The sequence below is a fragment of the Nocardia sp. NPDC049707 genome, assembly GCF_040674855.1.
Classification (GTDB): Bacteria; Actinomycetota; Actinomycetes; order Mycobacteriales; family Mycobacteriaceae; genus Nocardia.
In genome coordinates this window covers 58241-71935 of the sequence record NZ_JBFANN010000025.1, presented here as the reverse complement: position 1 = coordinate 71935, position 13695 = coordinate 58241, and the positions used below count along the sequence as shown (strand labels likewise).

General features: G+C 64.8%; 15 protein-coding genes. 5 read left to right on the top strand and 10 right to left on the bottom strand.

Features of this window, described 5'->3' with window-relative positions:
• Positions 1-123 precede the first annotated feature (123 nt).
• Entirely contained in the window at positions 124-261 is a 138-nt protein-coding gene (locus tag AB0J29_RS22190; RefSeq protein WP_364789206.1) for a hypothetical protein, read from the bottom strand.
• Between the two features lie 127 nt (positions 262-388).
• Positions 389-883: a helix-turn-helix domain-containing protein gene (locus AB0J29_RS22185; protein ID WP_364789203.1), complete on the bottom strand. Its 495-nt coding sequence runs from the start codon at positions 881-883 to the stop codon at positions 389-391.
• A gap of 584 nt (positions 884-1467) precedes the next feature.
• Here AB0J29_RS22185 and AB0J29_RS22180 point away from each other — a divergent pair.
• Positions 1468-1674, top strand: coding sequence for a hypothetical protein (locus AB0J29_RS22180; RefSeq protein ID WP_364789200.1), 207 nt, complete (start codon positions 1468-1470; stop codon positions 1672-1674).
• 12 nt (positions 1675-1686) lie between these two features.
• On the opposite strand, the gene AB0J29_RS22175 is transcribed toward AB0J29_RS22180, so the two are convergent.
• From AB0J29_RS22175 to AB0J29_RS22150, 6 genes are all read right to left on the bottom strand, one after another.
• Positions 1687-1890 carry a cold-shock protein gene (locus AB0J29_RS22175; RefSeq protein WP_040693519.1) on the bottom strand — a complete coding sequence of 68 codons (204 nt, stop codon included), beginning with the start codon at positions 1888-1890 and terminating at the stop codon, positions 1687-1689.
• Positions 1891-2430: 540 nt separating this feature from the next.
• Positions 2431-4287 (bottom strand): 3D-(3,5/4)-trihydroxycyclohexane-1,2-dione acylhydrolase (decyclizing), encoded by a 1857-nt coding sequence (gene iolD, locus AB0J29_RS22170; protein WP_364789197.1) that lies wholly within the window; start codon positions 4285-4287, stop codon positions 2431-2433.
• Positions 4284-5069 carry an ATP-binding cassette domain-containing protein gene (locus tag AB0J29_RS22165; protein ID WP_364789194.1) on the bottom strand — a complete coding sequence of 262 codons (786 nt, stop codon included), beginning with the start codon at positions 5067-5069 and terminating at the stop codon, positions 4284-4286. The genes iolD and AB0J29_RS22165 overlap by 4 nt, the downstream gene beginning before the upstream one ends.
• Positions 5066-6118: an ABC transporter permease gene (locus AB0J29_RS22160; protein ID WP_364789191.1), complete on the bottom strand. Its 1053-nt coding sequence runs from the start codon at positions 6116-6118 to the stop codon at positions 5066-5068. Before AB0J29_RS22160 ends, AB0J29_RS22165 begins: the two co-directional genes overlap by 4 nt.
• A 13-nt stretch (positions 6119-6131) precedes the next feature.
• Positions 6132-7139 (bottom strand): sugar ABC transporter substrate-binding protein, encoded by a 1008-nt coding sequence (locus AB0J29_RS22155; protein WP_364789188.1) that lies wholly within the window; start codon positions 7137-7139, stop codon positions 6132-6134.
• A 10-nt stretch (positions 7140-7149) separates the two neighbouring features.
• The gene (locus AB0J29_RS22150; RefSeq protein WP_364789185.1) at positions 7150-8067 is read right to left on the bottom strand and encodes a TIM barrel protein; all 918 of its coding nucleotides are present in this window, start codon (positions 8065-8067) and stop codon (positions 7150-7152) included.
• Positions 8068-8327: 260 nt separating this feature from the next.
• Between AB0J29_RS22150 and AB0J29_RS22145 the strand changes: the two genes are divergently transcribed.
• Both AB0J29_RS22145 and AB0J29_RS22140 read left to right on the top strand, forming a co-directional pair.
• Positions 8328-9332 carry a LacI family DNA-binding transcriptional regulator gene (locus AB0J29_RS22145; protein WP_364789182.1) on the top strand — a complete coding sequence of 335 codons (1005 nt, stop codon included), beginning with the start codon at positions 8328-8330 and terminating at the stop codon, positions 9330-9332.
• A 26-nt stretch (positions 9333-9358) separates the two neighbouring features.
• Positions 9359-10372, top strand: a complete 1014-nt coding sequence (locus tag AB0J29_RS22140; RefSeq protein ID WP_364789179.1) for a Gfo/Idh/MocA family oxidoreductase — start codon at positions 9359-9361, stop codon at positions 10370-10372.
• A gap of 194 nt (positions 10373-10566) precedes the next feature.
• On the opposite strand, the gene AB0J29_RS22135 is transcribed toward AB0J29_RS22140, so the two are convergent.
• The gene (locus AB0J29_RS22135) at positions 10567-11088 is read right to left on the bottom strand and encodes a pyridoxamine 5'-phosphate oxidase family protein (RefSeq protein ID WP_364789176.1); all 522 of its coding nucleotides are present in this window, start codon (positions 11086-11088) and stop codon (positions 10567-10569) included.
• Between the two features lie 76 nt (positions 11089-11164).
• On the opposite strand from AB0J29_RS22135, the gene AB0J29_RS22130 reads away from it, so the two are divergent.
• On the top strand, positions 11165-11827 hold the full coding sequence (locus AB0J29_RS22130; RefSeq protein WP_364789173.1) for a winged helix-turn-helix transcriptional regulator: 663 nt from the start codon (positions 11165-11167) through the stop codon (positions 11825-11827).
• A gap of 246 nt (positions 11828-12073) precedes the next feature.
• Here the strand turns inward: AB0J29_RS22130 and AB0J29_RS22125 are convergent, their stop codons facing one another.
• The gene (locus tag AB0J29_RS22125) at positions 12074-12553 is read right to left on the bottom strand and encodes a nitroreductase family deazaflavin-dependent oxidoreductase (RefSeq protein ID WP_364789170.1); all 480 of its coding nucleotides are present in this window, start codon (positions 12551-12553) and stop codon (positions 12074-12076) included.
• 177 nt (positions 12554-12730) lie between these two features.
• On the opposite strand from AB0J29_RS22125, the gene AB0J29_RS22120 reads away from it, so the two are divergent.
• Positions 12731-13489, top strand: coding sequence for a class I SAM-dependent methyltransferase (locus tag AB0J29_RS22120; RefSeq protein WP_364789167.1), 759 nt, complete (start codon positions 12731-12733; stop codon positions 13487-13489).
• Positions 13490-13695: the final 206 nt, after the last annotated feature.

Sequence of the window (13695 nt, the reverse complement as noted above, 5' to 3'; positions counted from 1 at the left end):
CTGAGATCTATCCGAGATAAGGCGCAGAAACCCGGCAATCGCCGGACACGTACAACCGCGGCACGCCTTATCGCAAGCCGGTGGTATTAGTCGGCGCGATACGTCAGATACGAGCGCGCCGGATCAGCGTGACAGCGAGCATGGCGTTACCGAAATACACGGAACCAGATGGACGAACGCGGTGCAGTGGATGAAGAAGTGGATCACCAGCGCGCTGGCGGGCCCGGCGACGGCCGCATCGAGCGGCGTCCACCAACCCACGCCCCCGCCCTGCCGCCAGCCCCATAGTCCCAGCAACACGCACGGTGAGCGCCGACTTCTTCCGCAAGGAGTTCTGGCCGCCGGAGATGAGCTCTAGCGCAGTGGGACTCGGCGGGTCAGCTGTGCATCACACCTCGGCGACCGCGGCGGCATAGGCACGCGCCAACCGGTCGGTGGCGGTCGGCGCATCCGGATCCGGACGCGGAATCCCGAGGTGCGACTCGCGCAGCTCGTCCATGAACTCGGCCCACAGCTGCGGCCCGCCCTCCTCCAGCAGTTCGGCGCGCACCCGCAGGCGTTTCGTCGTCGGGCGATGCCGGAGCCCCCATGCGCCCAATTGCGCCATGATCGGGACCAGCTGGATCGCAGGCTCGGCGAGCCGGTACTCGACCTTCTGACCGGGGCGGGTGTCCTCGCGACTGAGCAGTCCCGCCGCGACGAGGCGCTTGAGCCGGTCGGACAGGATATTGGACGCGATCCCCTCCTCCGATCCGGCCAGCAGTTCGCGGAAGTGGCGGCGATTGCCGAACATCACGTCGCGCAGCACCAGCAGCGTCCACCGATCGCCGATCACCTCGATGGTCGCGTTGATCGGGCAGCCAGAACGTCCCTCGTCACGCATGCGGCGCTCCCTCCGTCGAATTTCTGCTTGCATTCTAAAACCAGTTGCACGCACGGTGCCCACGAGCGATTGCGAAATGCAAGCAGACCGAGAAGGGGAGAACCCTGACCAAGTCGCGCATACACAAAATCGCGATCTCGCTCGACGGCCAGATCGCCGGACCGAATCAGGGACTCGAGAATCCGCTCGGCGAGGGCGGGATGCGGCGGCACGGCGGGCCACCCGCTCGGCACACCAGATGGACGGCGCGGACACCGGCGTGAACAACGATTTCATGGTCGCGGGCGATGCCGGAATCGGCGCAACCATCATGGGAGGCAACATGCGATCCGCGATCCGCGATCCGCGGACCGATGACGAATGGCAGGGCCGATGGGCGACAACCTGCCCTACCACCACAACACCTTCGTGCTGACCCGTCACGCGCGGCCGTCGCGCGGCCGACGGCAGGCGGCACGACCTTCCATTTCGTGACCGAAACGCCGGAAGAGGTTCTGCGCCAAGCCTTCCAGGCCGCGGACGGTCAGGATGTACTGCTCGCGAGGGGCTCATCAGCGATCCGGCAGTTCCCGCGCGTCAGCTAGGTGGACGAGACGCATCTCGCGGTCGTCCCGGTCCTGCTCGGCGCGGGTGAGCGGCTCTGCGAGAATCTAGGCACCGTACCGGGCTACCGGATCAGCGCGGCGGTGCGCTCCCCCGGGGTCACCCATGTCACGTTCACCAGGGAGCGCCTGAGTACCCCCGAAAAACGAGTAGAGGCCCGCACCCCCTGCCGGGTGCGAGCCTCTTAAGTCACGCTTGAATCAGATAGCGCGGACGTCCTGAGCCTGCGGACCCTTCTGGCCCTGGCCGATCTCGAACTCCACGCGCTGGCCCTCTTCGAGGGACCGGAAACCCGAGCCGGAAACGGCCGAGTAATGCACGAAGACGTCAGGGCCGCCTCCGTCTTGAGCGATAAAGCCGAAGCCCTTCTCGCTGTTGAACCACTTCACACTGCCTTGAGCCATGTTCTTTACTTCTTACTTCCTGTTGATGAGCCGAGCAGATCACTTCGATGAGCCCGATCTCGCGATCAACAATGCCATCATCCGACGAATCCGGCCACATCCAGCACCGGTAACTGTGAGCAAAACGACGTTGGCGCAGCCCGGTGGCCGCGGACACAACAGCGGTTACGAAGGGCTGGCTACCCTGATCAAAAAGCGGTCGCAACACATGGACCCGCCGGTCAGCGCACACTTTCGGCTACCCGCGTTGACGCGGCCGAAATCCCAGCAACCACGCTCGGCGCGGACCTCGGACCAAATCTAAGAATTCGCGAAGAAAATCCGCGACTTCGGAGGTGGATGTGCACTAAGTGGTCGGTTTTCAGTTATGCGGCTGTGACCAAGTGTCCTACACCGCAGAGCCGCCCGCAAATTCGGTGAGCGATAGGACATTGCCATCGGGGTCCGGGAACCAGGCGATCTTGTCACCGCCGGGCGTGTTCCAGACGCCGATGGCGTCTTGGTCCATGCCGTCATATCGGCGGAATTACCTGCACGCAGCTACTCCGCTGATTCGGCTCTGTTCAGATAACGCACCTGCGCCGCCTTGGCCTCGTCGTACTCCGCGCGGCCCGACAGATATTCCGGCACGCCGACCTCCCACCACGCGCCCGCATCGGTCCAGGTGGACGGCTGGGTGGGCACGACCACGACGGCAGGGCGAGACTCGCTCAAGGCCGCCGCTCTTGCCCGCGCGTACGCGCTGCGGAACTCGGTCAGATCGGCCGCGGTGAATACTGCGCAGCCCAATGCTCTTGCGTGGCTTGCGAAATCGGCACGAGGTGGTTGCGTATGGTTGGTGCGGCAGTCGGCATAGCGGTTGTTGAAGGGGTCACCGCCCTGCCCCTCCTGGAGCCGGGCGATCACCGCGTACCCGCCATTATCGCAGACGACCGCGACGAACCGGTGGCCCGCGAAGGCCGCGGAGAACAGTTCGGAATTGAGCATCAGATAGGAGCCGTCGCCGAGCATGGTAGTGACCAGACCGTGCACATGCGCCATGGCCGCACCCCAAGCGCCCGCGAGTTCATAACCCATGCAGGAGAATCCGTACTCGACGTCCATGGTCGGCACAGTGCCGGTGGCCCGCCAGCCGCCGATCAGCTCGCCGGGCATACCGCCCGCGGCGGTCATGACGTAGTCGTCTGGTGCACTCAATTCATTGACGACGCCGACGATTTGGGCGTAGCTCGGAATGCCAGGTGTCGGTGCGCGCAGCTCGTCGATATGGGCGTCCCAGGTGCTACGAAGCCCTTCCGCGCAGCCGGACCATTCGGTGTCGACCCGCCAATTCGTGAGGAGCGGGGCCAATTCCCGCACGGTCGCGTCGGCATCACCCACGACCGCGAGCGCGCCATGCTTCACCGCGTCGAAACGTGCGGTGTTGATGGTGATCAGCCGGACATCGGGTGCAAAGACGGTCCAGGATGCCGTGGTGAAGTCCTGCAGTCGGGTGCCGATAGCCAGCACCAGATCCGCCTGTGCGGCAGCGGCATTGGCCGATGCCGAGCCGGTTATGCCGAGCGGACCCGCATATAACTCGTGGTCGTGCGGTACAAGGGTGCGGCCGGCCGTCGTTTCGGTAATCGGAATGCCGTGCCGCTCTGCGAATTCGAGTACCAGCCGACCGGCACCCGAATAGCGCACACCGCCGCCGATGACCAGCAGCGGACGTCGCGCCGAGCGCAGTGCGGCTGCTGCATCGACCAGGACCCGGGAATCGGGGCGCGAACGCGTGATTCGGTGCACGACCGGCTCGAACAGGGCGTCCGGGAAGTCGTAGGTCTCGGCTTGGACATCCTGAGGCAGCGCAAGTGTCACCGGGCCCACATCGGCGGCATCGGTCAATACTCGGGCCGCCTGGGGCAGGGTGGTGATGAGTTGTTCTGGGCGGGTGATGCGGTCGAAGTAGCGGCTCACCGCGCGGAACGCATCGTTGACGGTAAGGGTCGGGTCGCCGAAGTGTTCGACTTGTTGCAGCACCGGATCCGGTGCGCGGCTGGTGAAGGTGTCCCCCGGAAGCAACAGCAGCGGAAGACGATTCGCATGGGCGACACCGGCGGCGGTCACCATATTCAGTGCGCCGGGACCGATCGAGGAAGTCGCGATCCCGACCTGGCGACGGTGGGTCGCCTTGGCCAAGCCGATGGCGGCCAGGGCCATCCCCTGCTCGGTATGCCCACGCCAGACCGGGATTTCATCGCGACGCTCGGACAGTGCGGTGCCGAGGCCGAGCACATTGCCGTGCCCGAATATCGCGAAAGCCGCGGGGAACAGGGGGACTTCGCGCCCATCGAAGGTCTCCGAATGCTGGGCGACCAGCCAGCCGACCAATGCCTGCGCCGTTGTCAGCCTCACGGCGTCACCACGCGCTGTAGTTCGTGCTGTAGTGCGTCCAATTCCGCGCCTCCGGCCATTTGTCTTGTCAGCTCCGGCAGGTCGATCTCCGACTTCTCGTACGAACCGAGCATCGCACCGCGTTTGAGCAGCAGGAAGCGGTCGCCGACCGGATAAGCGTGGTGCGGGTTGTGCGTGATCAAGATGACACCCAGCCCTCGATCCCTAGCCTGCACAACGTACTTCAATACGACACCGGCCTGTTTCACGCCGAGAGCGGCCGTGGGTTCGTCGAGAATAAGCACCTTGGCCCCGTAGTGCACCGCCCTGGCGATCGCGATGCATTGGCGTTGTCCGCCGGACAGTGTGCCGACCGGCTGCTCGGGATCGCGGATCTCGATCCCCATGTCCGCCAACGCCTCTCGCGCGATTTCGCGACCCTTGCGGCGGTCCAGCAGTCGCAGGGGACCGTATCCGATGGTCGGCTCGCAACCGAGTACGAAGTTGCGCCAGACGCTCATCAGCGGCACCACCGCGAGATCCTGGTAGACGGTCGCGATGCCGTGGTCCAAAGCCACACGGGGCGAGGACAATCGAGCCGACTGGCCGTCCAGCTTCAGTTCACCGCGGTCGTGCTGGTGCACACCGGCCAGAATCTTGATCAGCGTCGATTTGCCCGCACCGTTATCGCCGAGGATGCAGGTCACCTGTCCAGCCCGCACCACGGTCGAGACGTCATGCAGTGCGACGACACCGCCGTAGCTCTTGCCGATATCGATCGCCTCGATCAGTGGTGGCGTCATCGACGTACCCTTTCGGCTCGCTTCTTGAATATGTTGTTGACCAACACCGCAGCCAGCAGCAGCACGCCGAGGAACAGCATGAACCAGTCGCTGTCCCACCCAGCGAAGACGATGCCCTGCCGCGCCATGCCGAAGATCAGCGCACCGATCGCGGCGCCGATCGCCGAACCGAATCCACCGGTCAGCAGGCAGCCGCCGACCACCGCCGCGATGATGTAGTGCAGTTCCAGCCCGACACCTTGATTCGCCTGCACGCTGGAGAACCGGAGGATGCTGCAGGATCCGACGACCCACCCGGCGAAGGCGGTAGTCATGAAGAGCAGGATCTTCGTCCGATCGGCGGGGACGCCGACGGCCCGCGCGCTCGGCAGCGCACCACCCACCGCGAAGATCCAGTTGCCGAACTTGGTGCGTACCAATACAAGTGCGGCGACCGCGGTCAGCACCACCCACCAGACGACCGATGCCTGTAGATGCGTGTCGCCGATATCCAGTGTCGAGGCGAAGACCCAGCCGGCCGAGTTGTATCCGTCTGCGCTGCGAATGCCCGACACCTGAACGGTTCCGGTGACCAGCCGGGTCACACCGAGGTTGAGACCTTGCAGCGCAAGGAATGTACCGAGGGTCACGATGAAACTCGGTAGCCCGGTTCGCATCACGAGCCAGCCGTTGAAGGCACCGACCGTGAGCGCGAAGAGCAGCGAAACCAATAACGCGAGCCAGACATTCCACCCCGCGTGTACTGCGAGCAATGCGGTGACCAGCGCGGTGGATGCGGTCATGACACCGGCGGACAAGTCGAATTCGCCGCCTATCATCAGTAGTGCGACCGCGACCGCCATGATGCCCAGTGTGGACGAATCGTCCAGCCAGGTCGCGATGCCGAGCGGGCTGAGGAACCGGTCGGTAATGATCGAGAAGAATACGAAGACGAGCGCGGCGCCCAGCAATGCGCCGATCTCCGGTCGCACGACCATCCGCTGCACTAGTGACGGCCCGTCCGGCGGGCTGCTCGGAGTTACCTCGGAAGCTTGTGTGGCAACAGTCATTTCATTCACTCCCTCAGCGCATGCCCAGTGCCACTCGGGCCGCTACGGCCTCGACATTGTTCTTGTCGACGAAGGCGGGGCCCGTCTGCACCGGTGCGCCACCACCGACCGAATTCAGATTCGTCCGATACAGCTGCAGCAGGACGACCGGCAGATAGCCCTGCTCGTACTGCTGCTGGTCCACGGCGAACAGCAGCTTGCCCGCCCGAATCGCCTCGACCACATCGGTATTCAGGTCGAAGGTCGCGACCGTCGCGGCCGACCGCGATTCCTTCACCCCGTCCACCGCGCGGGCGGCGACCTGTGAATTCAGCGTCAGCACAGCGTCGATGGAGCTATCCGCCTCCAACGCGCCCTTGATGCGTGACTGGGCGTCGGTGGGATTGTTGATGTCCACCTGCAGTGTGGTGCCGTTGCCGAAGGCCTTCGTCGCGCCGTCACAGCGCTGATTGGCGCCGATATTGCCCGCCTCGTGGATCACGCACAACAGCTTCTTGCGGCCGGCGTCGGCGAGGCGCTTGCCCGCGGCCTGTCCGGCCAACGTTTCGCTTTGTCCCACATGACCGATGGCGCCGAATTTCGCGCTTTCGCTCTCGCCCGAGTTGATGGTCACCACCGGGATGCCCGCGGCGACAGCCTTTTCGATCGAGGGGCGTAGGGCTTCGGGGTTCGCCATCGATACGACGAGACCGTCCACGCCTTGTGCAACCGCGTTATCGATGAGTTTGGCCTGCTGGCCCGGATCGCCCGAGGAGTTGTATTCGATGCGGACGCCGAGGTCCTTGCCTGCTGCCTCCGCGCCGTTCTTGACGACATTCCAGAAGGCGTCGCCGGGACTACCGTGCGTCACCACCGCGACGGAGCCCAATTTGCCCTGCGCGACCGGGGATTGGGTCGGTGCGGGCACATCCGCACCCGGACCGCTACACGCGGCGAGGAGGGTGGCCGCGGCTAGCCACGGCAGCACACAGCGGGATCGCCGCCGCCAGGCCGTGGGTATTTCGAGCGACATCGTTGTCATCACTTCCCATCTAGATTCGGGCCCAGGCAGATCGGGCTGAGCCCAGCGCGGAACCTATGTCCGCAAGGTGGTTCAGACTGCGGGCGGCGTCGCGGCTCGGCAATTCCACCGAGTCGCCCGGACGCAATGCCGTGTCCTGTTCGATGACATACCAGCCGCGATAGCCTGCCGCGTGCACGCTGCGTATCAGGGCCGCGATGTCCACATCGCCCGCGCCGAGCGGGACGTAGATGCCGCCGCGGACGGCGTCGCTGTATTCCATTGCGCCGCTGCGCACTCGGTCGGCGAGCGTGGTGCGCACATCCTTGAGATGGATGTGTCCGATGCGATCCGGATAGCGCCGCGCGAGGCGCACCGGATCGGTGCCGCCGATGAGCAGGTGGCCGGTATCCAGGCAGAGGTCGAGATCGGAATCGGCCAGGAACCTGTCGACTTCGGCTTCGCTCTCGACATAGGTGCCGACATGGGGATGCAGGGTGGTCCGCAATCCGAATTCGGCGGCGACATCCCGGATGGCGGCGGCGGTTTCGACCAGGGTCGGCCATTCCTCGTCGGAAAGTGCTGGGCGCGTGTCGTATCCGTCGAGCCCGGTCGCGGCTGCGAGGACAATCACTTCGGCGCCCGTCGCGGCGAACAGCGCGGCGTTCTTGCGGGCGGTCTCGATTGCCCGGTCCGAGTCGCGGTGTAGCGGGAGGGCGAGAAAGCCACCGACCGAGGTGATATCGAAATCATCGAGTAGCGACCGCAATTCGGCTGGATCCCGCGGCAGGTAGCCGGGTGGGCCAAGTTCCGTCGCGGAGATGCCGAGGGCGGCCATTTCGGTGAGCACGGTCCGGGCATCGAGCACATGACCCCAGCCGGGGACTTCACAGACTCCCCAGGATATCGGCGCGGCCGCGATGCGCAGCGGATAGCGAGGTTGGGTCATCCGGGCTCTCCGACCTTCGGTGTCGATCGACATTTGACGCTATTGGAGCGCTCCAACTATGTAACGTAGGTCATATTGTGTCAAGTACTGCATCGGTCACTGTTTCATCGCTTCTACCTGCGAAAACTGGCGCTTCCAGCGGAAATGATCAGCGCTCACGATGGAAATAATGTCGGATTAGAGCGCTCTATTGATCGGAACACGCCGACCTTGTAACGTCCGACACTGCAAGAGCACGGCGGATGCGGAACGGAGGCGATATGGCGCGACCGACCATGGAGGACGTCGCCGCCCGTGCCGGGGTGTCTCGCGCGCTGGTTTCACTCGTCATGCGCAACTCCCCCAAGGTCAGCGAACATCGGCGCCGCGCGGTACTCGCGGCGGCGAAGGATCTCGGGTACCAGCCGCACATCATGGCGCGGTCGCTGGCCAGCCGGACCTCCAACATCATCGGCGTCATGGTCTCCGACCTGCGCAATGCCTTCTTCGCCGATGTGGTGGAGGGAATGGAGGCGACCGCGCAGGACGTGGGCCTCGAGCTGATCCTCAATACCGGGCGCCGCAGCGCCGCCCGTGAGCGCACCGCTTTGGCGAGCCTGCTGTCCTTCCGCCCCGGCGGCATCATCCTGCTTTCACCGGTACTGCCGGTCGCGGCCATTCGCGAGGCCGCCGACAAGTGCCCGATCGTGCTCATTTCGCGCACCTCAACCATCGCGCATGTCGATACCGTCAATGACGATGGCGAGATCGGCGCCGCACTTGCCGTGGATCATCTGGTCTCGCTCGGCCACCGCCGGATCGTGCATCTCGACGGCGGCGGGGCCTTCACCTCCGCCTCGCGCCGTCGTGGTTACCGTGCCGCGATGGCGCGAAATGGGTTGGAGCCCATGATTATCGCCAGTGAGCACACCGATTCGGCGGGTATCGCCGCAGTCCGGAAACTGCTGAATCTGTTCTCCCGCGACAACTTTCCCACCGCACTGGTGTGCGGCAACGACTTCAATGCCGTTGGTGCGATGTCGGCGATGGAAGAGGCGGGACTTTCTGTGCCGCAGGATGTTTCGGTCGTCGGCTATGACAACACATCATTGGCCGCGTTGCGACATGTTTCGTTGACCACCATCGATCAGCCGCGAATTCAGATGGGCCGCTTCGCAATCGAGGCGCTCATCGAGCGGCTACGCGACGGTCGCACCGAACCGGTACGCCGCCGTCTGGAACCTGCCCTCGTTGTGCGCGCCACGACCGCGGCACCGCGCAACTGAACGCTATTTCACGAGAAGGAGAGCCGATGACATCTGCACTCACCGTGGGCCTCGCCGGCGTCGGCCGCATCGGCGCCTCTCATGCCGAAACACTGAAGCATATGCCCGGCGTCGACACCGTTATCGTCGCGGATGCCGACGCCGAACGCGCCCACGCCGCCGCGACCGAACTCGGCGTTCAAGCCGTCCCCGACCTCGACACACTCTTCGCCGCCCCACTCGACGGCCTGATCATCGCCACCGCCACCGACTCCCACCCCGGGCTCATCACCCGGGCCGTCGACGCGGGCATCCCCGTCTTCTGCGAAAAGCCGGTAGCCGCCGACATCCAGGGCACCCTGGACGTCATCACCCACCTCGAAAACTCGACCGTCCCAGTACAAATCGGCTTCCAACGCCGCTTCGATGCCGGCTACCGAGCCGCCCGAGCCGCCATCGCTTCCGGTTCACTCGGCTGGCTGCACACCTTGCGCGCCACCACGCTCGACCCCGCACCCCCACCCGCCGAATACATTGGGCGTTCCGGAGGTCTGTTCCGTGACTGCGGCGTGCACGATTTCGACATAATCCGCTGGGTTACCGGGCACGAAGTCGTCGAGGTCTACGCCACTGGCGCCAACCGAGGCGCCCAATTCTTCGCCGACGCCGGGGATGTGGATACCGCCGCGGTATTGCTGCGTCTGGATGACGATACGTTGGCAACGGTTTCGCTCGGGCGCTACAACGGTGCGGGCTACGACGTCCGGCTCGAAGCCCTCGGTTCCCACGGAAACGCCATCGTCGGTCTCGACGATCGAGCCCCTTTGACCTCCGTCGAACCGGACTACGCCCCTTCAGGTTTCCCCGCGTACCCCGGCTTCATGGAACGGTTCCGTCGGGCGTATACCGACGAACTCGCCGCATTCGTCTCGGTAGCGGCCGGCGAGCTCGACACCCCTTGCTCCCCTGCCGATGCACTGGAGGCCTTCTACATCGCTGAGGCGTGCGAACTTTCGCGGCACGAGCACCGCAGGGTGGCGGTAGACGAAGTCCGCCGCTGACCGGACCACGATCAGCGACCGGCGCGTAGCAATCCTGCGGGCCGGCGAGTCGATTCGCCGACCAATGTGAGCAATCCTGTTCGACTAAATGAATTGCGACACACTACCTGGGTGAGACCACGGCGGGAAGAGCCGGCGGCGGGTTGGTCTGAGCGTTCATTGGTTCACCATCGCTTTCCGGTGTCTAGGCTTTGCTACCGGCCAGCGCCGAACGCGGCCAGGACGGGTTCGGGCGTACGTCCTGCGAACCGCTGTTGGAAATCGAGGACTCCGACCCAGGTCGGGCGCAGGCCGATCCGGACCATCCGCAGGCCGGGCTTGTCGATCGCCGCGAGGTAGGCGGTCCCAGCCTCGTCGCCCATCACCTGGCGCTGCATCGTCGCGTATTCCGGGAGTACGCCCTTGGCCTCGGCCAGCGAGACCTTCCCGCGGAGCATGAGCACCTGAGGGGGGCGGTCGGTGGTGTCGATGCAGATCGCGACGTCGGGACGGGCCCGCAGGTCCCGGACCTTGTAAGTACCGGCGAAGGCACCGATGACCAGTTCGTCACCGGTCCAAAGGAAGTTGACCGGGATCACGCGGGGTGTCCCGTCGTTGCCGTTGTAGGCCAGGCGTGCCACCAGCGGTGTAGTAAGCAGTCGCTGAGCCGTGGAGGTTTCCAGCAGTCGCACGTCACCCTGCGGCAGGCTCGCCGCTTCGCTGTTCAAGAAACTCATGGCCCCAAACTAACGGGATTAACTCCTAAAAAACAAGTAGTGCTCCTAAATAAGGATCTGATGCTATTCTGGCGCGATGAGCAGCAGGCGTAGCTATGGGGATCCGTGCGGCGTGGCCCGCAGCCTCGATGTCATCGGTGAACGGTGGGCCCTGCTGGTGGTGCGCGACCTCCTGCTCGGCCCCAAGCGCTTCAACGACCTGCTCGGCGGCCTGCCCGGTGTGAGCCCGAACGTTTTGAGTCAGCGGCTGCGCGATCTGGTCGACCACGGCGTCGTTCACCGCCGGGATCTGGGGGCGCCGGCTCGCGTCCACCTCTACGAGCTGACCGAATGGGGCCGCGAGCTGGAACCCGTGCTACTCCAGCTCGGACGGTGGGGAAGCCAAGCTCCGCTCCCACCTGATCGCGAACTCGGCCTCGACTCGCTGCTACTCAGCATCAAGGCCGGTTTCGACCCAGCGCGTGCCGACGAGCTCCACGGCACCTATGAGTTCCGCGTCGACGCCGACACCTACGTTGCGGAAATCGCCGACGGGTCCGTTCAGATCAACCGTGGGAGCACAGGGAGACCCGACGCAACGCTCACCATCGACATCGACACCTTGCGGGCCGTGTGCGCCGGCCGACGCACCTTGGCAGATGCGGTCCGGTCCGGCGATCTGCACCTCGACGGCGACCAGCAAGCAGCAACGCGCCTGACCGACCTGCTCCTGGCACCGTTCTCAACGCCGCCAGCCTGAACGGGCCCTGTAGCACTGTCGAAGTTTCGGTCGAATAGTCATAGCCGCAAGGTGTTCAGCACCTACCGACAGATTTGTTTTCGATCTTGTTGTGCGGCAAGGGGATTCCGGCTTCGGCTCGACCCCTGGACAGTCATGCCGCATAGCGCCGTCTCGAAACCCCAGGAACCGGAACGGTTCACCGACGGCATGCACCCGCCGATCCCATGATTTCCCGGCGAAGAGGACACAAGTCGCCGCATGGAGTCAGGCCGACACGATTTCGAAAACCGGATGGGTGCGGGCGTTGTCGAGGAATTGCTGTGGCGACGAGTCCATACCCACATCCAGGTATGGCAGCACGAAGAACCGTCGATACAGCGCCACAATGGGTTTCGGAACGCGCGGCGGCCCCGACACCAGCGACGCGCGCAGCACCCTGGCCGCGTGATCGGCGGGCAACTCCACGGCCGTCACGGTCTCGACGTGATTGCCGTGGCGCAACGTCGCCTTCCCGTGTGCCGCACGCAGGTTGCGCACCCAGTTCACCGTTCCGTAGGCCGCCACCAGGTATCGCCGGTCGCCTTGTTCGAATACAGCAAGCGGCGTCTCGATCGCGCGGCCGGTGCGACGTCCGGGCACCGTGAGGACACGGAAAGTCCACATCGGCAGTCCCGCGCGGATCACGATCCGCATCCACGCGTTGGACGCCTTTACGCCCCACCCTGCTCGATACGGCTTGGCCATGAACTCGAGCCTCCGCCTGTCCGTCATCGAAGGCAAGGAGCCGCACGGCCCTGATCCGAGCCGACCCAACCCACAATTACGACAAGCGGTGGCGTCCGCCGCCGAATTACGGAACCATTGGTCTCATCTCCAGCACGACCCTTCAGGTGTGGCCCATCCGCAATCCAAGGAGGAGTCATGGACAGGGAACCGAACCACAGCGGTCAGCCAGACTTCGAAGCGCTGTACCGTGAGGCGCCGCCGGAGCAGGATGCTCCCGCATTGATCCCCTGGGACATCGGCGGCCCACAGCCGGTGGTACAGCAGTTGGTGGCCTACGGCGCGGTGCGAGGCGAGGTGCTCGACCCCGGAACCGGCCCGGGACATCACGCGATCCACTACGCATCCAAGGGCTACTCGACCACCGGGATCGACGCGTCGCCGACGGCGATCGAGCGGGCCAAGCGCAACGCGGAGCGCGCCGGGGTGCGGGTGAACTTCGAGGTGGCCGATGCCACCAGACTCGATGGCCTGGAGGATCGGTTCGACACCGTCGTGGACAGTGCGTTCTACCACGTGTTCCTCGACGACGAACAAATCCAGACCCAGTACGCGCAGGCCCTGCACCGGGCCACCAAACCGGGAGCGCGACTGTTCATGTTCGAATTCGGCCGCCACAACGTCAACGGCCTTCAGCCCGAAGGTTTGCCGGCGGAGAATTTCGACCGGGTGCTTCCCGCGGCCGGCTGGCACATCGACTACCTGGGAACCACCACTTACCAAGCCACCCTCAGCCCAGAGACCTTCACCCATCTCACCAAGGAGATGAGCGGCGACTCCGCATGGGCTGAGCGGATGAAGCCGATGCAAGAGCAACTCCAGATCATTGCGCCGTTGCTGAAAAACAACCGGGTGCACCTGCCCGTGTGGGCCGTGATCGCCACCCGCCTCGACTAGCTGTCGCACCACTCACGCACAACCGTCGTCGATCTGCTGCACCGTGCTGCCGCTGGTCGTAGCGACACCGGACCATGACGGCCTGTTCAGCGGTCAGCGGCGACACCGTTCCCGGGCAGCGGCCAGCCCGGGAACGGCGGATCTGCGCGTTCAGCAGACCGGATGGCGGCCGGAGCGTTCTGGCCACTGCGGTCGACACGCAGACT

Bases quoted from the DNA above. Each gene is read 5' to 3' on its own strand.
- AB0J29_RS22185 (WP_364789203.1), bottom strand. From the start codon at position 883: ATGCGTGACGAGGGACGTTCTGGCTGCCCGATCAACGCGACCATCGAG.
- AB0J29_RS22175 (WP_040693519.1), bottom strand. From the start codon at position 1,890: ATGGCTCAAGGCAGTGTGAAGTGGTTCAACAGCGAGAAGGGCTTCGGC.
- AB0J29_RS22165 (WP_364789194.1), bottom strand. From the start codon at position 5,069: ATGACGCCACCACTGATCGAGGCGATCGATATCGGCAAGAGCTACGGC.
- AB0J29_RS22160 (WP_364789191.1), bottom strand. From the start codon at position 6,118: ATGACTGTTGCCACACAAGCTTCCGAGGTAACTCCGAGCAGCCCGCCG.
- AB0J29_RS22155 (WP_364789188.1), bottom strand. From the start codon at position 7,139: ATGACAACGATGTCGCTCGAAATACCCACGGCCTGGCGGCGGCGATCC.
- AB0J29_RS22150 (WP_364789185.1), bottom strand. From the start codon at position 8,067: ATGACCCAACCTCGCTATCCGCTGCGCATCGCGGCCGCGCCGATATCC.
- AB0J29_RS22145 (WP_364789182.1), top strand. From the start codon at position 8,328: ATGGCGCGACCGACCATGGAGGACGTCGCCGCCCGTGCCGGGGTGTCT.
- AB0J29_RS22140 (WP_364789179.1), top strand. From the start codon at position 9,359: ATGACATCTGCACTCACCGTGGGCCTCGCCGGCGTCGGCCGCATCGGC.
- AB0J29_RS22135 (WP_364789176.1), bottom strand. From the start codon at position 11,088: ATGAGTTTCTTGAACAGCGAAGCGGCGAGCCTGCCGCAGGGTGACGTG.
- AB0J29_RS22130 (WP_364789173.1), top strand. From the start codon at position 11,165: ATGAGCAGCAGGCGTAGCTATGGGGATCCGTGCGGCGTGGCCCGCAGC.
- AB0J29_RS22125 (WP_364789170.1), bottom strand. From the start codon at position 12,553: ATGGCCAAGCCGTATCGAGCAGGGTGGGGCGTAAAGGCGTCCAACGCG.
- AB0J29_RS22120 (WP_364789167.1), top strand. From the start codon at position 12,731: ATGGACAGGGAACCGAACCACAGCGGTCAGCCAGACTTCGAAGCGCTG.